Annotated in this window: 11 protein-coding genes; 10 read left to right on the forward strand and 1 reads right to left on the reverse strand. The window is 42.0% G+C overall.

Annotated features, from left to right (window positions below; all coding sequences use genetic code 11):
• Positions 1 to 9: 9 nt before the first annotated feature.
• From SIO70_RS26220 to SIO70_RS26265, 10 genes are all read left to right on the forward strand, one after another.
• Positions 10 to 1,827, forward strand: coding sequence for an OmpA family protein (locus SIO70_RS26220; RefSeq protein WP_320575791.1), 1,818 nt, complete (start codon positions 10 to 12; stop codon positions 1,825 to 1,827).
• Positions 1,828 to 2,475: 648 nt separating this feature from the next.
• The gene (locus SIO70_RS26225) at positions 2,476 to 5,649 is read left to right on the forward strand and encodes a TonB-dependent receptor (RefSeq protein WP_320575793.1); all 3,174 of its coding nucleotides are present in this window, start codon (positions 2,476 to 2,478) and stop codon (positions 5,647 to 5,649) included.
• 18 nt (positions 5,650 to 5,667) lie between these two features.
• Positions 5,668 to 7,308: a RagB/SusD family nutrient uptake outer membrane protein gene (locus tag SIO70_RS26230; RefSeq protein WP_320575795.1), complete on the forward strand. Its 1,641-nt coding sequence runs from the start codon at positions 5,668 to 5,670 to the stop codon at positions 7,306 to 7,308.
• An 11-nt stretch (positions 7,309 to 7,319) separates the two neighbouring features.
• Positions 7,320 to 8,411, forward strand: coding sequence for an IPT/TIG domain-containing protein (locus SIO70_RS26235; RefSeq protein ID WP_320575796.1), 1,092 nt, complete (start codon positions 7,320 to 7,322; stop codon positions 8,409 to 8,411).
• Positions 8,412 to 8,567: 156 nt separating this feature from the next.
• On the forward strand, positions 8,568 to 9,695 hold the full coding sequence (locus SIO70_RS26240; protein ID WP_320575798.1) for a glycoside hydrolase family 26 protein: 1,128 nt from the start codon (positions 8,568 to 8,570) through the stop codon (positions 9,693 to 9,695).
• Between the two features lie 3 nt (positions 9,696 to 9,698).
• Complete coding sequence (locus SIO70_RS26245; protein WP_320575800.1) at positions 9,699 to 11,528, forward strand: sodium:solute symporter family protein; 1,830 nt, start codon at positions 9,699 to 9,701, stop codon at positions 11,526 to 11,528.
• A gap of 24 nt (positions 11,529 to 11,552) precedes the next feature.
• Positions 11,553 to 12,719, forward strand: a complete 1,167-nt coding sequence (locus SIO70_RS26250; RefSeq protein WP_320575802.1) for a glycosidase — start codon at positions 11,553 to 11,555, stop codon at positions 12,717 to 12,719.
• Between the two features lie 123 nt (positions 12,720 to 12,842).
• On the forward strand, positions 12,843 to 13,049 hold the full coding sequence (locus tag SIO70_RS26255) for an SDR family NAD(P)-dependent oxidoreductase (protein WP_320575804.1): 207 nt from the start codon (positions 12,843 to 12,845) through the stop codon (positions 13,047 to 13,049).
• 526 nt (positions 13,050 to 13,575) lie between these two features.
• Positions 13,576 to 16,749, forward strand: a complete 3,174-nt coding sequence (locus tag SIO70_RS26260) for a chemotaxis protein CheB (RefSeq protein WP_320575805.1) — start codon at positions 13,576 to 13,578, stop codon at positions 16,747 to 16,749.
• A 56-nt stretch (positions 16,750 to 16,805) separates the two neighbouring features.
• Complete coding sequence (locus tag SIO70_RS26265; protein ID WP_320575807.1) at positions 16,806 to 18,455, forward strand: Na+/H+ antiporter; 1,650 nt, start codon at positions 16,806 to 16,808, stop codon at positions 18,453 to 18,455.
• Between the two features lie 7 nt (positions 18,456 to 18,462).
• Here SIO70_RS26265 and SIO70_RS26270 read toward each other — a convergent pair whose 3' ends face one another.
• A complete protein-coding gene (locus tag SIO70_RS26270) occupies positions 18,463 to 19,176 on the reverse strand; it encodes a DsbA family protein (RefSeq protein ID WP_320575809.1) in 714 nt (237 codons plus the stop codon).

A 19,176-nucleotide genomic window follows, 5' to 3' on the forward strand; every position in this document is an offset into this window, starting at 1 on the left:
TAAGAAAAGATGTTGCGTAAACTTATAGTATTGCTGTTGATCCCTTTATTCAGTTACGGGCAGGAAGATAAAAGTCTGATAGAACTGGGGGACGAAGCATTTGCAAGACAGGAATATGCAGATGCGGCCAAATTGTATGGCCAGTTAGCCGACAGGAAAGGGAAAAAGGCTCCATTGGCCTTACTGGACAAAACAGCAAATTGTTATGTGGCAATGGCGAGGTTTGAAGAAGCGGGTTATTGGTATTTCAGGATGTTGCAGCATCCCGGTTGTCCTTCGGCAGTAAATGTATTCTATGGGGAGACACAGATGAATATGGAACATTATGATTCAGCTAAAAAATACATTGCATTGTATACTACATCAAATACAGATAGTATGCAATGGAAGAACAGACTATTGGCAGGTTGTGATAGTGGGGTGCTTTGGAAAAGCGATTCGCGCTCCATGGCATTAGAGAATATTAAGGAACTGAGCACGCCTGGTGCTGATTGGATCAGTGGTGTGGTAAAAGATGGATTACTGCTGGTTTCAAACGGATACCGGAAGATGTTGCTGACTACGGGGTCAGAGCGTCATCCTGAGATTGATCCCCGGGTAGATCAGCCATATTTCAAACCATATGTATTTAAACAATATCAGAAAGGGAGTAATGCTAATACTTACCTGGAAGAGGTGCTGCCAAAACTGCTGGGGAAATTGCCATATCATGTAGGTCCGGTATGTTTTAATAACAGGGAGGATACAGTTTATGTGACTTTAAATGCAGATGTGTTTCACAAAACGAAAAAGGGGCCGATCAACGGGCAGCGTTTAATGTCGCTGTTCTGGGCTTTTAAGAAAGGTGATACATGGTCTGAACTTGCACCTATTACTGAGTTAAATGCACCGGGCAGTTATACGGGGAATGTTGTGATCAGTGGGCAGGTACTTTACCTTGTTTCTGACAGACCAGGTGGAATGGGGAAGACAGATATATGGTATAGTGAGCGAAAGGCAAATGGAACCTGGGGGATGCCAAGGAACTGTGGGAATGTTATAAATACATCATCAGAAGAAACTTTTCCTACTGTCAATGAACCTGGGGTGCTTTATTTTTCAAGTAAAGGGCATATTGGGATTGGTGGTTTTGATATTTTTCGTGCGGTGGGTAGTGGTACTGAATGGAGTGAACCTGTGAACCTGAAAATGCCTTTTAATTCGGGTGGTGATGATCTGGGGTTTATTATGAAGGACAATTACTATGAAGGTTATTTTGCATCGAACAGGAACGGCGGAAGTGGTGGGGATGATGTTTATCATTTTATGGATACGCATGTGACGGAGAAACTGGAGAATAAGCCGGAGGTGGGGGTGCCGAAGATGGTGGTGGCAGAGGGGACTGTTCCGGAGGGGATTGTTCCGGAGGCAGCAAAAGTGGAGACTCCTTCATCTCCTCGCAAAACGCTTAGTGGGGAAGATAGTGCTGTTATTGATAAACTTGAGCACATGTATTTTTATTATGATTATAACAGTGCCATCCTGCTGACTAGTTCAAGAGAAATACTGGACAGGGTAGCGAATGTGCTTAAGAATTATCCGCAATGGAAATTGATGGTACGGTCATATACGGATAGTAGGGGGAGCAATGATTATAATATGGATCTGTCAGCATTGAGATGTTATGCTGTAATTGATTACCTGATTAAAAGCGGGGTATCGCCAAAGAATCTTTATTATGAAAATCTTGGGGAGCAGGAGTTGGTAAATCCGTGTGGGGATGGGGTGCCTTGTGGGGAGGAAGAGCATAGGAAAAACAGGCGGTCGACGTTGAAGGTATATTATTGAAACTTAACAAAAAAGAGGAAGTATGCTTCCTCTTTTTTTGTTAGATAGCGGCTTACTTACCAGATAGAAATTTTGTTTCCTCCAGATCCGTAGCCGCTGTTTAAGAGGAATAAGACAGTTTTGTGAGCCGATTTACAAATTCTTTACCATTCATAAATGATAATTTAAGGCAACTTACCGATTTTCAGATGAAATAGGGGATATCATTTAAAGCTAAAAAAGTACTACTATTGAATGCTATAATAAATATTAACTATACCACCCGGATATATCCCGATAAAATCATATTAGCTAAGGAGAAAGAGGGTTAAAATACGAAAACAAAGAGGAATACCATTAGAACATGCTGGCTAAAAAAGTATTTTTTTTAGATAAACAAGTATTATCATGATTTGATTAAGAAGTTATAGATTTGTTAACATAAATATTCCACTATATGAAACTAAAATTTAGAATCTCCCTATCACAACATTTTCCACAAAACATGAAAAAGAAGGCTAGTTAATCAAAACTGACATCTCATTATTACAACTAATTGACTGTATCACCTGATACAGCGATGGGGACATTTTATCTGTGAGTCAAAAAAGATTAGATACATTTTTCTACATCAAACATGTACACAATACATGTTAATATAATCAAACTATGCAAAAAGTCTTACTATTTGTAGTGTTGATTGCATTAATGATTTCAAATCCAGGCATCCTCCGGGCTCAAAACAATCCACGGGTCATTAAGGGGACTATTTCAGACAATAAAGGATTAAAGTTGCCTGGAGCGACGATCGTTGTGAAAAACAACACCAAAATTTCCACGATGACTGACGGCAACGGTCAGTTCACCATCTCTGTACCAGAGCAGGAAAAAACCCTGCTGGTTTCATTCGTCGGAATGAAGCCCCAGGAAATTAATATCGGTAACAAAACTACACTGAATGTAGTATTGGAATACACCAGTACTACACTGAACGATGTGGTTGTAATCGGTTATGGTACACAGAAAAAATCTGATGTGAATGGTGCCATCAGCTCTATTAAAAGCGACCAGATCGCGAACATTCCACAGGTAAGTATGGACCAGATCTTACAAGGCAAAATTTCTGGTGTCACCATCACACAAAACAGTGGTGCTCCCGGAAGTGAAACTTCTGTGAACATCAGGGGTATCACTTCTTTAAGCTTATCGAATGAGCCGCTGTATGTGATCGATGGCGTACCTATCTCTGGTGATGCTACCAACTCAAGCACCAGTGGCCGTACCGTACAGTTAAGCAGTGCAGGCAACGATGCTGCCAGTGGCAGAGCGGTAAGCCCGCTGGCCATGATCAACCCCAGCGATATCGAGTCTATCGATGTGCTGAAAGATGCTTCTGCCACCGCTATTTATGGTGCAAGAGCTTCTAATGGTGTGATCATCGTTACGACCAAGAGAGGTAAAGCAGGTACCGCCAGAGTTGCATATGATGGATTCTATGGTGTGCAGGAACAGGGAAAATTCCTGGATATGATGAACCTGAGACAATATGCCAAATTCCAGAATGTACTGGCGGATCTGGCAGGTACTACACGGAGAGGAGAATTTGCCAACCCTGACTTACTGGGTGAAGGCACTAACTGGCAGGATGCGATCTTCAGATCTGCTCCTATGCAAAGTCACCAGTTATCTGTATCCGGTGCGAAAGATGGTACTGACTATTATATCTCCGGGGGCTACCTGAACCAGGAAGGTACTATTATCGGAAATGACTTTAACCGCTATACTTTCAGAACAAATGTGAACAGCCAGGTTAAACCGTGGTTTAAAGCCGGTACTGCCATGAATGCCAGCCGTAGTGAACAACACGCTACCCTGGGCGATAATACCGGTATTATTTATAACGCATTGCTCAATGCTCCTGATCAGCCTGTGTATAATGCGGATGGTTCCTATGCTGGTCCTTCCAGTACCACAGAAGGAACGATCAACCCTGTAGCGCAGGCCATGAGTATCACCAACAACCTTGTCCGTTATAATATCAATGCTACGCTTTACGCCGACATGAAACTCTATAAAGATCTGACACTGAGATCAGAATTAAATGGAGACTTCAACTGGTCAAATGCGAAAGTATACTTACCCACCTATAAATGGGGTGCCTATACAAATGAGACAGCACAGCTGACTGAATACATGGCTAATTCTCAATATTGGGGCTGGAAAGAATACCTGACCTATGCACATCAATTCGGCACAAAACATAGCGTGACTGCTATGTTAGGCCATGAAGTAACGAAGTCTACCTGGGGTGGTGTGACTGCCAGCATCAAAGGTTTTGTAGCCGGTGATGATGACAACAACCAGACCCTCGGGAATGGTACTGCCTCTACCGCTACTGTAGGTGAATATAAGGGGCAGCAAACTATGGAGTCTTTCTTTGCGCGTGGTATCTATACTTATGACAACAAGTATAGCCTGACGGCAACAGTTCGTTCTGACAGGTCCTCCAAATTTGCAGATGGCCACCAGACAGGGTATTTCCCTTCTTTCGCTGCATCATGGAGAATTTCTGAAGAACCTTTCATGACTAAAGTAAAAGAGGTGGCTGATAACATCAAAATCCGTGTAGGATACGGTGAAGTCGGTAACCAGAATGTAGCCAACTACAAATATGGCGCTGCACTTGCCACCGTGAGCACTGGTCTGGGCACCGGGTTCCTGGTAGATAAAGTAGAAAACGTAAAACTGACATGGGAAGCTGCACAACAAACAGATGCAGGTATCGACTTTAGCCTGCTTAGAGGCCGGGTGGATGTGATTTTTGACTACTTCTACAAAACATCCAAGAACTTCATCTTCCAACAGGCTTTGCCCGGATATGTGTTAGGCGGTACTGCTGAATATTCCAGTGGTGCTGTGGTAGGAGCTCCTTACATCAATGGTGGTAAAATCAGCAACAGGGGTTTTGACTTTACCATCACGACCCATAATTTTAATAAGAAAAACTTTACCTGGAATACCACTGTTACCTTCTCTCACTTCAAAAACAGGGTCGAATCTCTGGCGTCCGGTACACCTTATATTGACAAGAGCATTACAGTCAGTTACCTGAGCTTACCTGCTACCCGTACCATCGAAGGTGGAGAAGTAGGTGCATTTTACGGATATAAAACAAAAGGTATCTTCAAAACTGCCGAGCAGTTGAAAAATGCACCGTTACAGTTTGGCAGAAATGTTGAAAACGCAAGCGGTGGCACCTGGTTAGGGGATATTCAATACGTAGATGTAAATGGTGATGGTGTGATTAACTCAAGTGATCAAACTATATTGGGTAGCCCTAATCCTACCTTCACTTATGGTATTACCAACACCTTCTCTTATAAAGGATTTGACCTGTCTATCTTCCTGAATGGTTCTTATGGTGGTAAAATTCTGAATGCGCTGAAATATTCAACAGCGGGTTTATCTTCTCTGTATCAGAACCAAATGGCTTATACGGCTAATTTCTGGTCCGAAGAAAATCCAAATTCAGATATTCCAGCACCAAGGATCGGGGATAATCCAAACTTATACAACTCTGACCGCTTTCTTGAAAGTGCTTCTTACCTGAAGATACAGAATGTAATGCTTGGATATACTTTGCCTTCAGAGTGGGTGAAAAAAGCCAGATTCAGCAAGGCTAAATTCTATGTAAGCGGACAAAACCTATACACTTTCACGAACTACTCAGGTCTGGATCCTGAAGTAGGTCAGAACAACCAAAGTGTATTCCTCCGCAACGTAGACCTTGGCCGGTATCCGGCTGCCCGCACGATCACTTTTGGTGTCAATGCAGAGTTTTAATCTATTAAACCAGTTAAGATGAAAACAATCATATCACTGCTAACTGTACTTTTGTTGACGAGTTGCAGTAAAGATTTTTTCAATGGTACACCCCAGGATGGTGTAACCGTAGATGCCTACTACAAAACAGACGCCCAGGTCACCGCCAGTACAAATGCATTATATAGTGTGCCCTGGTTTGGATGGGTGGGAAAAGCAGGATTGGGTATTTCTGAATTATCTTCAGGCAATGCACGTTCCTATTCCTCTGATGTGATCAACTTTCAGGATTGGACGGCGACTAATGTGAATGCAGAAGTAGTAAACGCCTGGAACTCCCTTTTTACAGTAGTGGCACAGTGTAATGCTGTGATCAAAAACCTGAATGAAAAGGCGTCTTCTTCAGTAAGTACAGATGTGCTGAACAATGCGCTGGGCGAAGCCCACCTGATGAGGGCACTGGCGTACTTTCACCTGGTGCGCATCTTCGGTGCAGTACCTATTATAGAAGATTATACAGAATATATCAGTAACTACAAGGTGCATCGCAACCTGGTAACAGATGTATACAAATTCATACTGATAGATCTTGAATTTGCAGAAAAGAACTGTTATACGATGACGAGAGGTTCTTCCTATTCTTCACAGGGAAGGGTATCCAGCGGCTCCGCCAGTGCACTGATGGCCAAGGTATACCTGTACATGCAGGATTATACCAACGCCCGTGCCAAGGCAGAAAAAGTAATCAGTAGCGGTGAATTCAGGTTGTATGGTGCGGATGTAGCCGGCGTTACCTTCAACGACCTGTTCAAAACTGCGAATAACAACAATGAAGAATCTGTGATTCAACTGCAATGGGCTACGAATGCTACCTATGGACAAGCGAACCCTGCACAGTCATTGTTGGCCTACACGACTACGATCTCCGGTTTTGGCGATGGATGGGGCGTGCTCTCCCCTACCTTCGACCTGCTGGATATGTATGATGCCGGAGATGCACGTAAACATGCTACCGTAATGGTGCCAGGTGATACCTATAGTGAAATACATTCTTCCGATGGTGGATTTACCGTAGGTTCAGATTGTAATCCTGGTGGTACACACACCGGTACAAAAAAATATGTAGTAGGGAATGCAAGTGATAATGGTGGTGTAGGTGGTTCACAGGCCATGCCCAATAATACTTACATGATGCGTTACTCCGATGTATTGCTGATCTACGCTGAGGCTATTATGGCCGGTGCTTCCTCTTCTTCAGACGCTACTGCGCTGGCAGCCTTAAATAAGGTACGTAACAGGTCCGGATTGACAAGTCTGACCCAGATCAAAAGAGGGTATTACACTGCTAATGCCGCTTATAATGCTACTACTAATCCCAATGCGCCCACCACATTATACAGAGATGATATCCTGGATGAGCGCAGAAGAGAGTTTGCTTTTGAAGACGATTTCTGGTATGACCTGGGGCGTATAGATGGTTACAACGCCACGGCTCACCCACTTGCTATCCTACTGATCAAACAGCAGGACAGAGGCACTTCAGATAACAGTACGGTTCCAGTTCGTTATGGTAATGGTTATTTAACGCCAACGAATGACGACTTCCTGTTCCCGATCCCTGCTGTGGAAATCACGGCTAATCCATTACTGTCAGAAGCGCCAGTAGCTTATGACTTTTAAAGATTAAAAACATGAAAAATACTATTGTTTTTACCTTATTAATGCTTTTCGTGTTCGCATCCTGTAAAAAGGAGGAGGATTCAGCTGCACCTGTGATCACCCGCATCAGAACACTTAGCAAGACAGATACGGTCACAGTTACTAAACAGGTAACATTAGATTCGTCTGTTACCACTACCTCTTCTGTAGTGGTAGCCGCAGATTCTACAATTACTTCCGGTTCTATCAGTAATCAATATGGGATTGTAGGGCAGCACCTGAAAACGACGATGAAGATCTACATCAATGGGGTGAGTATCTATTTCAATCCAACATTGGTGACAGATGAGCTGATCATATTCACCATTCCTACTACAGTATCTTATAGTACCAGTACAACTACCAACAAGATCACCGTTGTAACTATGCACGGTAGTGTTGATTATGATTTCACTGTCGCCCAACCGGCTGCCGTGATCAGTAGTTTTACCCCTGCTGCGGGAGATGCCGGCACAGCGGTAACCATCACAGGTACTTATTTTGATAATTTAACCGGGGTAAAGTTTGGCGATGTAACGGCAGAAATTGTTTCTTCCACTTCTACCCAAATCGTTGTCAAAGTACCGGATGGTATCGTGCAGGAATACATTTATGTTACTACACCGGGAGGTACATCATCCTCTGCCACCAAATTTGGTTTCCAACATATTATTTATGATGATGCTTTGGCTGCCAACTGGGCTGACTGGAGCTGGAGTGTAAACAATGATTTTGCCAATACGTCTCCTGTAAAACGTGGTACCTATTCTATTAAGGCTGCCTTTACTTCAGGCTGGGGAGGGGTTTCTCTCGCTAACACCGGTTCTGCCAAAGACCTGAGCTCCTGTACCGCGTTGAAGATATCCATTTATGGGGGAGCTGATACGGATGGTAATACAGTAAATATCGTGGTGAACAGTGATTATAGTAATGTTAAATCATTGACGCTGACAGCTGGTAAATGGACAGACTATACCGTATTATTAACAGAGGTAGGTTCTCCCACTACGCTGACATCACTGGTGATACAGGAATCCAGTGGTACAGCAGAGACCATCTATCTTGATGATATTGGCTTCCTGTAATTGTATCATAACAGAAGGGGTGTATTCTGGTAAGAATACATCCTTTTTGTAGCGGCCAGGGTTTGGTTGTATTAAATAACAGCAATTTTGCATAATATGAGTTGTATATAATCCACGATAAATACTTCCACTTGCTTACGCAAAAATCATTTTAAGATGCTAAAAAATATTTGTAGTATGATGATTGGTCTGGCATTTTCAGCGCATGCATTTGCGCAGGATTTTCCGGCTGATAAACAGGCTACGCAGGAAACAGTGAATCTATACAGGAACCTGAAAAAACTGCCGGAAAAAGGATATCTTTTCGGCCACCAGGATGACCTGGCCTATGGGGTGAACTGGCGATATAAATCAGGCGCCAGTGATGTGAAAGAAGTGACCGGAGATTATCCGGCACTGTATGGCTGGGACCTGGGTGGTATAGAATCGGGAAAAGACGTCAACCTCGACCAGGTACCCTTCAAAAAGATCCGTAAGTATATACAGGAAGCATATGAGAGAGGGGGTGTTTCCACCATCAGCTGGCATGTTACGAGTCCATTAGGTGCAGAAAAAGGTGCCTGGGATACAACGCATGGTACGGTACGGGCTATTCTTCCCGGTGGCGCCGAACATGTGAAATACAAAGAATGGTTAGATAATGTAGCTGACTTTTTAGCTTCTCTGAAAGGTAAAAAAGGGGAAGCTATCCCTATCTTATTCCGCCCCTATCATGAGCTGACCGGCACCTGGTTCTGGTGGGGACAAAATGCCTGTTCTACAGACGAATTCATCACGCTATGGCGTTTCACCATTTACTATCTGCAACAGGTAAAACAATTACACAACTTATTGTACGTATACAATACCGGCGGTGAATTTAGCAGAGAACAATTCCTTGCAAGATACCCGGGGGATGATATGGTGGATGTGGTCAGTTTTGATACCTATCAATGGGATGATCCTGCTACCAGCAACAATTTTGTAAAACAGACCAATGCGCAGCTGGCGCTACTGGAAACGATCGCGAAAGAAAAGAACAAAATTCCAGCATTGGCAGAGACGGGATATGAAGCTGTTCCTTATGCACAATGGTGGACCAAAACACTGACGGATGCTATCGGGGATCATCACATTGCCTATACCCTGCTCTGGCGTAACCATGGTTACAACGAATGGATGAAAAAAATGCATTACTATGTACCATTCAAAGGACAGGTATCTGCTGACGACTTTATAATTTATTATAACCAGGATAGAACGCTGTTCCAGAAAGATGTGGCTGCACTGTCCCTATACAAGTAATGCATGAGATTAACATTTATCGATCTTTCAATCATCATTCTCTATCTGATCACAATGGTGATGATCGGATGGTTTCTACGAAAGAAAGCAAGGGAAAACAAAGAAAGTTATTTAATGGGAGGCAAGAAATTGCCGTGGTATATGTTAGGTTTAAGTGATGCCTCTGATATGTTCGATATTAGTGGCACGATGTGGATGGTCTCCCTTTGTTTTGTTTATGGCATGAAGAGTATCTGGATACCCTGGTTATGGCCGGTTTTTAACCAGGTATTTAACATGATGTTCCTGGCTAAATGGTTACGCCGTTCCAATGCAAACACCGGGGCTGAGTGGCTGGCCACCCGCTTTGGTCTGACGGGCAAAGGTGTAAGAGGTTCTCACAGCGTGGTGGTAGCGTTTGCGCTGATAGGCTGCCTGGGGTTCCTTGCGTATGGCTTTGTAGGATTAGGCAAGTTCATCGAGATATTTTTACCCTGGCATCTTGTACAACCCTATCTTCCCTTTACTATACCGCCCGCTTATGTGGCTCATTTTTATGGGATTATTTTCACGCTCTTTGCGATGTTTTACTCCGTGTTGGGAGGGATGCATAGCATTGTGTTGAGTGATGTGATTAAATATGTGATCATGACGATTGGCTGTATCGCTATCGCGGTGATAGCTATGGTGCACCTGCATCGTCCGGGGGTGGTGCTGAACGTACCGGGGGGGTGGGAAAATCCACTCTTTGGCTGGAAACTGGACCTTGACTGGTCCAATATCATTGCCGAAGCTAATAAAAAGATCGCAGATGATGGGTATAGCCTGTTTGGTCTCTTCTTTATGATGATGATATTCAAAGGGATCTTCGCCAGCCTGGCAGGCCCTGCTCCTAACTATGATATGCAGAAAGTCTTATCATCCCGTTCGCCTAAGGATGCTTCTAAAATGACAGGTTTTGTATCTATCATTTTATTGCCGGTACGCTATTCTCTCATCATCGGGCTCACCGTACTGTCATTGTTGTACTATCATCAACTGGATATTACTTCATCAACAGGAGTAGATTTTGAGCGGATATTACCTTCTGCCATCAATACTTTTTTGCCGGCGGGTATATTGGGGATAGTACTGACAGGATTGTTAGGCGCATTTATGGGAACGTTTTCCGGCACCCTGAATGCCGCACAGGCGTATATCGTGAATGATATATACCTGAAGTATGTAAATCCACATGCCTCTACCAGAAAGATCATCTCCATGAATTATATCGTAGGGATCCTGACAGTAGCGGTGAGTATTGTGCTGGGATTCTTTGCAAAGGATGTGAATAGCATCCTGCAATGGATAGTAGGCGCATTATACGGTGGATATATAGCTGCTAATATGCTGAAATGGTATTGGTGGCGCTTTAATGCGGGTGGGTTTTTCTGGGGAATGATCTGTGGTATAGTCGCAGCTTTGATATTCCCTTTAATTTTCAAAGGACTGCCTTTGTACAACTGGCCACTTTTATTCGTCATTTCGCTGGCTGGCTGCATCATTGGCACCTATGCCACTCCTCCTACGGATACGGAAACATTAAAAGCATTCTATCGTACCGTAAAGCCGTGGGGGTTCTGGAAACCGATACATGAATTAGTAATCAAAGATGACCCTACATTCGTAGCTAACCGGCGCTTTAAGCTGGATATGTTCAATGTAGTGTTGGGTATCATCGCTCAATCCTGCCTGACTATACTCCCGATGTATGTTGTATTGTGGTTAAAACTGCCACTGCTGTTAACTGTTTGTGTGCTGATAGTGGTGAGTTTTATACTCAAACGCACCTGGTGGGATAAACTCGAAAATTAACTAGTAACCGGAAAAATTATATATATGAACTTTGACAAGAGATTGGAAGCCTTACAAACGGCCTATGACCAATTGATAAGCCGGCCTAATGAAAAGCAACCTTTAGGCAATGGGGTATATGACAGGTACCTTTATCCTGTATTGACTGCTGCGCATGCACCACTTGCCTGGAAATACGACCTTAATAAAGAGACCAATCCATACCTGATGGAACGGTTTGGTATTAACGGCGTATTCAATGCCGGTGCTATAAAACTGAATGGCAAATACCTGCTGATGGCAAGAGTAGAAGGTGCCGATCGTAAATCATTTTTTGCTGTAGCTGAAAGTGACAATGGTATAGATAACTTCCGGTTCTGGGACCGGCCCTCGCTCATACCGGAATTAGCAGTTCCTGATACTAACATATATGATATCCGGTTGGTACAGCATGAAGATGGCTGGATATATGGGCTGTTCTGTACTGAACGTCGTGATCCTTCTGCAGATGCAGGTGATCAATCAGCGGCTATCGCACAATGTGGCATAGTACGTACTAAAGATATGCTTACATGGGAACGGCTGCCAGATTTGGTGACACCGTCTCCGCAACAGCGGAACGTGGTGTTACACCCTGAATTTGTAGAAGGGAAATATGGTTTTTATACACGTCCCCAGGATGGGTTTATTAATACGGGATCTGGTGGTGGTATTGGTTTTGGTTTGTCCGATAGTATGACACCAGCGGTAATTCACCAGGAAATTGTGATCGACGCTAAAGTATATCATACTGTTTATGAAGCAAAGAATGGGCAGGGGCCTGCTCCGATCAAAACACCTAAAGGATGGTTACATCTAGCACATGGTGTGCGTAATACAGCGGCTGGTCTGCGATATGTATTGTATGTGTTCATGACGGATCTGAAAGACCTCACTAAGGTGATTTATAAACCCGGGGGTTACTTTATGGCTCCTGAAGGGGAAGAAAGAGTAGGCGATGTATCCAATGTGCTTTTTAGCAATGGATGGGTAGCTGATGATGATGGTACTGTTTATATTTATTATGCTTCTTCAGATACGCGGATGCATGTGGCGGTTTCTTCTATAGATCGGTTGTTGGACTATGTAGTGCATACACCGGCGGATGGGCTAAGGTCAGCAGCGAGTGTGGAAAAGATATTGCAGATAATTGAGGGGAATGAAACGATTTAAAGTGAATCGCCCGGATTACGGGCGATTCCTTTTATCTTACCTTTTGGCTACAAGATGGCGATTTTGAGATACATTCCTTCCTGAATAACTGTGGACCTTTGGACTTCAATCAATGTTATACTTATGAAGTTACAAAACAGCACGATCTTAATTACAGGTGGAACAAGTGGCATTGGACTGGAATTTCTTACGCAGCTTTCCAGACAGGGTGTAGCCAGTATTATTATTACGGGCCGGGATGGCAGGAAGTTGGACCTGATCAAACAGCAGTTTTCCAATGTACATACAATTCAAAGTGATGTGAGCAATCCCCGGAACTGCCGGGCTTAACGTTACTGCATTATGAGGCAGTCAATTATAAAGAATCTTCCACTTAACACTATAGCCCCAATAAGTTCGAAGATATGTCATGGAAAAGTCTTAACTTTCTTTTGAGAGCAATATGAAGCAACATATCGTTACTTTACATCGCAGCAATTATTCATTCATAAGAGTCTTTCTTCACATACTACCACTGGTAAATGAGGTAGTAACTGTGGTCTGAAAATAATCCTGAACATTGGCGTTTGCCTTATCAATTAAACTACAATTCCCTTTTGAATCGAGCCGGACTATAATTAACTATTTGACGCTCTCTATAATAGTTTGAATAAGAACTGGGTGTTGGTTTTACACTCAGAAGTTAGCAATCTATTAAAAGGGCGTTTTTTGCAGCAACAGTATTTATTACACCTGGAACAACAATAAGGGCCTATGACCGTAAAAAATGGCTATTAAAAATATTAGCCCATCTTAAACTACACGACTTACCTTCTGCACCCGCTTTTCAACAAGTTACAAGTTAAACATTATTACAATGATCATGATAGAGCCCCATCACATTATAGCCATTGGAGCTTCCGCTGGCGGTATGGATGAGATTAATACTTTTTTTGATAATACACCATTGGACTGTGTTTCATATGTGATTGTACAGCATCTATCGGAACATTTTAAAAGCAGGATGGTAGATTTACTGGCCAGACATAGCAAGTTACGGGTTCAGGAAGCGGAAAATGAAATTCTCATACTACCCAATCATGTTTACCTGATTCCCAATGATAAGTTTATGACCGTCCGCAATGGCCGGTTATACTTAACCGGCAAGGAAATGCAAAAGGCACCTTATCTCACCATCAATATATTTTTTAATTCCCTCGCCATTAGTTATGGTAAGAGAGCGATAGCGGTTGTACTATCAGGATTGGGATCTGATGGTTCAGAGGGGGTAATAGCCATCAAGAGAGCAGGAGGCCTGGTGATTGTCAGGGAACCTTTTACATCAAAGTTCTCCAGCATGCCATCAAGTGCAATAGCAACCGGAATGGTTGACTTTGTATTAGAACCTTCCGCGATGCCCGCAGTAATTGAAGATTACGTACAGCAACAGTTGGAAACAGCAGCCGGTGAACAGGAAAATGAAAATACAATTATCACTATCATTGATTATATAAAAGAGCAATTGCCTCTTGATTTTTCAGATTACAAACTAACTACCCTTCTCCGGCGAACTAAACGCAGGGCGACCTCTGCTAATTTTACCACGCTTGAAGATTATCTTGAATTTTTGCGGGGAAATCCTGCTGAGGTGGAAACACTGGCCAAAGACTTTCTTATCAGCGTCACCTCTTTTTTTAGAGATGCGGAAGCCTTTGACATCATAGAAAAAAGTATTCTGCCCGATTTGCTATCTAATCTTAATCCCGGGGATGAACTTAAAATGTGGATTGCAGGTTGTGCCACAGGTGAGGAAGTATATTCAATGGCTATACTGATCAAAGAACAGTTGGTCGGCCCGTATAAAAACACGACGGTGAAACTCTTTGCGACCGATCTGGACAGCTCTGCATTGTTGTACGCCAGTAAAGGTTTATATCATTGGAGTAGTGTAAAAGATATGTCCACTGATAGGTTGCAGAAGTATTTTACAAAGGAGGGTGAGAGCTACAGGATATCTCCTGGTATACGCCAAATGGTAATATTTTCGCAGCATGACCTGGTAAAGAACCCTCCTTATTGCAATATGCATTTCATCAGTTGCCGCAATCTGCTGATCTATATGACTCCCTTTTTGCAGAAGAAAATATTTTCAATGCTGCTCTTTGGACTTAAATATAATGGCTACCTGTTTTTAGGTTCCAGTGAAACGCCCACATCTATTATCAATAACCTGGAAGTGGTGAACAAAAAGTGGAGATTATATAAAAATATCAGTGAAAAACGAACGATCACTTTCGATGCATTTTCAATACCTGAATCTATAAGCTCCTCTAAAATTGCGCCGATGAGGGAGTATGACGGCAGAAGCAAGGGAAATGATGTAGCAGAAATTGTAAATGATATACTTGCTAATGAACTGGATTACCTGGCTATAATTATTAATGAAAACTACCAGGTAGTCAAGTCGTATGGTAATACGGCCAAATACCTGCTTCAACAAAACTTTAATTCAAACCTGTTGGAATTGTTGCCTGAACAGCTGAAACTGGCATATAATACCTTAATAAGTCAGGTGTCTGTAACAAGTAAGAAAATTGGTGTCCTGGGTATTCCTGTCGATTTAAAAGGTAAAAAAATTGCAGTAAACCTCACCATATCCCCACTGGCGGCCAGGAATGGAAGTCCAGCCTCATTTTTAATCATCTTTAGAGAAGATCCGGGCTTTTCGGGTATACATACAGATTACCAGGTTTTTGACGAACGCGAATATAATGTTCAATACGTATCAAATCTGGAGAGTGAATTGAAAGAAGTTAAAGAAAAGCTTTCCGCGGCCTATGAAAGAATTGATGCTTACAATGAAAATATGCAGTCTTTCAACGAAGAGCTTATTTCATCCAATGAAGAAATGCAAAGTACTAACGAAGAAATGCAATCCGTGAATGAAGAACTACATACCATCAATGCCGAGTATCAGTTAAAGAATAAACAGTTACTGGAAATAAATGACGATTTGAACAACTATTTCAGAAGTAATATTAATGGTCAGATATTTTTGAATGAACAACTTGAGTTAATGAAATATTCTCCTGCTGCTGTAAAACTGATCAATCTGCAGGATGCTGATATCGGAAGACCGATCAGCCACATTTCCACTAATATCAGAATGAGTTCTATTGTAGATGATGTCAAGCACGTACTTGCTGATGGCGCGGATATTATCAAAGAAATCGAAACCAATGATGGGCATTGGTTCCAAATGATGATTATGCCTTACATAAAACAGGAAGAAAATACACGTAAAGGAGCGGTTATTTCCTTTAATGATATTACTGCATTGAAAAAGGCAAAGATAGAATTGGATAAAAAAAATGAAAGTCTCCTGCGTATTAATGCAGATCTTGACCATTTTATTCATATGGCTTCACATGATTTACTCGATCCATTGAGTAGTATAGAGTCAAGTATTGCATTGATGAACCTGTTGGAGAATAACAATTCGGAATTGATGGAGTTTACCAAAATTATCAATTCTTCCGTTAAGAAATTCAGTTTACTTGTCAGGAGTATTGGCACAGTTGCCAGACTGGAAAACAACATGAATGACATTGAGCAGGTAAATATCAAAGAGGTGATCAGTAATATTGAGTGGAGCCTTGAAAAAAAAATCAAAAATACACACGCTGTAATCACTACAGAACTTGAAGTAAAAGAAATATCATTTTCCCAAAAAAATCTGAGAAGTATATTGTATAACCTGATTTCCAATGCAATGAAATTTTCCGGTCCGGAGAAACCGAAGATCCACATTCAAAGCAGGAAAGAGGGCAAATATGTTATGCTGAGTGTAGAGGATAATGGAATAGGTATGACCCAGGAAGGAATTAAAAAGATATTTACCATTTATGGCAGGTTAAACCTTCATGTAGAAGGACATGGTATAGGGTTGTACCTTGCCAGAAAGATTATACATGCTGCACAGGGAGATCTGAAAGTTGAAAGTGCACCTGGTAAGGGAAGTAAATTCATCATTTATCTCAGACCTTCTTAGCATTGAACTAAATGTTGAATGTTGTATGCCAGTGAAATATATTATCTTCCATTAAGATGCAACAATTTGATGCGGTAGTTCTTATATTAACTGTTCTCGTTGCTTTATCAGCTTTTGCTGAGAAAGTAAAATTTCCATTTCCAATACTTTTAGTAATTACAGGTGTAATTTTAGGCATAGTTCCACATTTTCCTATGATCATTTTAGATCCGGAAGTGGTTTTTGTACTATTTTTACCACCTTTGCTTTATGATGCAGCTTCCCATACCTCCTGGCATGATTTCAGGGAAGAAATACTCTCTATCTCAACTTTAGCAATAGCGTTAGTTTTTTTTACAACTACTACCGTAGCGCTTGCAGCGCATTATTGTATACCAGGATTTAGCTGGCCACTTGCCTTTGCACTCGGGGCCATTGTATCTCCTCCTGATGCTGTAGCCGCAACTGGCATTACTAAAGGGTTAAGTATTAACAAACGGGTAATGACCATCATTGAAGGCGAAAGCCTGGTCAACGATGCCAGTGCACTCATCGCTTACCGGTTCTCAATGATAGCCATTAACACCGGCGCTTTTGTATTCTGGCAAGCCGGATTACAATTTACCTTATTGGTTTGTGGTGGTATAATATGTGGGTTTATAACCGGATATATTTTTGTATGGTTGCACAAAATGATCACCCACAATTCCATTGCCAGTACAAGTCTGACGCTATTAAGCCCTTTCATTTCCTATATTCTGGCAGAACAACTACATTTATCTGGCGTACTTGCAGTGGTAAGTACCAGTCTATTTATTTCCTGGCGTTCGCCAGAGATATTTTCCTATCAGACAAGAATGCGGTCAAAATCAGTATGGGACACATTGGTATATATCCTAAACGGGTTTATTTTTTTACTGATCGGGCAACAATTGCCGAATGCTTTAAAAGAGCTGGAAAAGTATTCATTACCCATATTAATTGCTTATGGGTTTTTAATTAGTATTGTTGTTATCGTAGTGCGGGTCATGTGGGTCTTTGCTACAGCCTATTCACATAATTTACTCTCTAATAAAATTAAAGCGACCGCATCAAAGGATAACCAGGATGAAAAAATAAATACCTGGAAAAATGTATTGATTGTTGCCTGGACGGGTACCAGAGGTATTGTATCAATGGCAACTGCCCTGGCATTGCCCATAACGCTGATAGGCGGAGCACCATTTCCGCAACGTTCATTGATCCTGTTCCTGACCTTTGTGGTTATTTTTGTTACATTGGTCATTCAAGGTTTATCACTTCCACTATTGGTAAAGATCCTTGGCGTAAAGCCAACTTTACTGGCTCATAAAGAGGAACAGGAACTAAAATTATTTATTGTTCAAAATATTCTTCACTTTATTGAGCATGAATTTCCTATACACCTGGATGACAAAGTAAAACGACAGGTAAAAGCAGAATATGAAGCAACGCTTTTACAGCTGCAAAATAAAATTGAGAACGATAGTCGCCGGCAACACAGAAATATTGCTAAGCAGTCGTGGCTGTCAATTCCTATGGCCCCAATATTGACAGCGCAAATAGAAATTAGCAGGTTTCGTCGTGAATTGTTGATCAGGCTTTATAAAGAAGGTAGCTATAGTAATCTATCTATCCGGAAGCTGGAGCAGGAACTGGATCGGGATGATCTCAGTCTGAACGAGGTGCTAATGAGAGGAGAAGAATAACACCTGGTTAATTAGGGCCTGTTTTGATAGGCACCCCTGCATCTGACATTGTTACCAGAGCTTCAATTGTTGCCATAATCGCTTCGTATGGACGATATCCAGTTACGATTACAGATTGCTTTTTACCTTCTACCCGAATCAGCAGCGAAGGAAAACGGGATATACCGTGTAGTCGAACCAGTTCCAAATCACTTTTGAATTGATTTATAATATCTGCTGATGTTAACTGCTTCAAAAAAAGGTCGTAGTTAAAGGAACTTTTGAGTTCCCTCTGTACTTCGCAGGCAATTTCCAATAAGACTTCTTTTCTGGCGATGTTCTTACTATTCACCAGTGCAGCTTCTCTTAATTTATACAGGTACAGTTCCCCTGCAGCGGCCGACTGCATACCAGCACTTTTAACCGCCACACAGGCAGGATATGACGACGCTGGAGGATCAGTGAACCAAAGGCGATCGTTTATGTAAGTGCCGGATATATATTTTGCATGCAACCAGACTGGCCCCATTTGTATAGGACGAGTGACCGCGTTTACTGTATCATTATATTCATTCCAGGAAGATAACATTCCTCCCATACAATATTGATAAGTAAGTACCGGGGCCAGGGTATCACGTAATTGTTGCCAAACAGGCTCGAAAACCCAACTCCAGCAACAAAGGGGATCAGTAAAATAAATAATATTTAACCGATCACCATTCCCAATTATACTTTTCAGCAT

Origin of the sequence: Chitinophaga sancti, from assembly GCF_034087045.1 — a bacterium.
GTDB lineage: Bacteria > Bacteroidota > Bacteroidia > Chitinophagales > Chitinophagaceae > Chitinophaga > Chitinophaga sancti_B.

What these genes read in the sequence shown, in the direction of transcription:
- SIO70_RS26270 (WP_320575809.1), bottom strand. Translation starts at nt 19,176, where the DNA reads ATGCTGAAAAGTATAATTGGGAATGGTGATCGGTTAAATATTATTTAT.
- SIO70_RS26220 (WP_320575791.1), top strand. Translation starts at nt 10, where the DNA reads ATGTTGCGTAAACTTATAGTATTGCTGTTGATCCCTTTATTCAGTTAC.
- SIO70_RS26230 (WP_320575795.1), top strand. Translation starts at nt 5,668, where the DNA reads ATGAAAACAATCATATCACTGCTAACTGTACTTTTGTTGACGAGTTGC.
- SIO70_RS26255 (WP_320575804.1), top strand. Translation starts at nt 12,843, where the DNA reads ATGAAGTTACAAAACAGCACGATCTTAATTACAGGTGGAACAAGTGGC.
- SIO70_RS26240 (WP_320575798.1), top strand. Translation starts at nt 8,568, where the DNA reads ATGCTAAAAAATATTTGTAGTATGATGATTGGTCTGGCATTTTCAGCG.
- SIO70_RS26225 (WP_320575793.1), top strand. Translation starts at nt 2,476, where the DNA reads ATGCAAAAAGTCTTACTATTTGTAGTGTTGATTGCATTAATGATTTCA.
- SIO70_RS26245 (WP_320575800.1), top strand. Translation starts at nt 9,699, where the DNA reads ATGAGATTAACATTTATCGATCTTTCAATCATCATTCTCTATCTGATC.
- SIO70_RS26265 (WP_320575807.1), top strand. Translation starts at nt 16,806, where the DNA reads ATGCAACAATTTGATGCGGTAGTTCTTATATTAACTGTTCTCGTTGCT.
- SIO70_RS26260 (WP_320575805.1), top strand. Translation starts at nt 13,576, where the DNA reads ATGATCATGATAGAGCCCCATCACATTATAGCCATTGGAGCTTCCGCT.
- SIO70_RS26250 (WP_320575802.1), top strand. Translation starts at nt 11,553, where the DNA reads ATGAACTTTGACAAGAGATTGGAAGCCTTACAAACGGCCTATGACCAA.
- SIO70_RS26235 (WP_320575796.1), top strand. Translation starts at nt 7,320, where the DNA reads ATGAAAAATACTATTGTTTTTACCTTATTAATGCTTTTCGTGTTCGCA.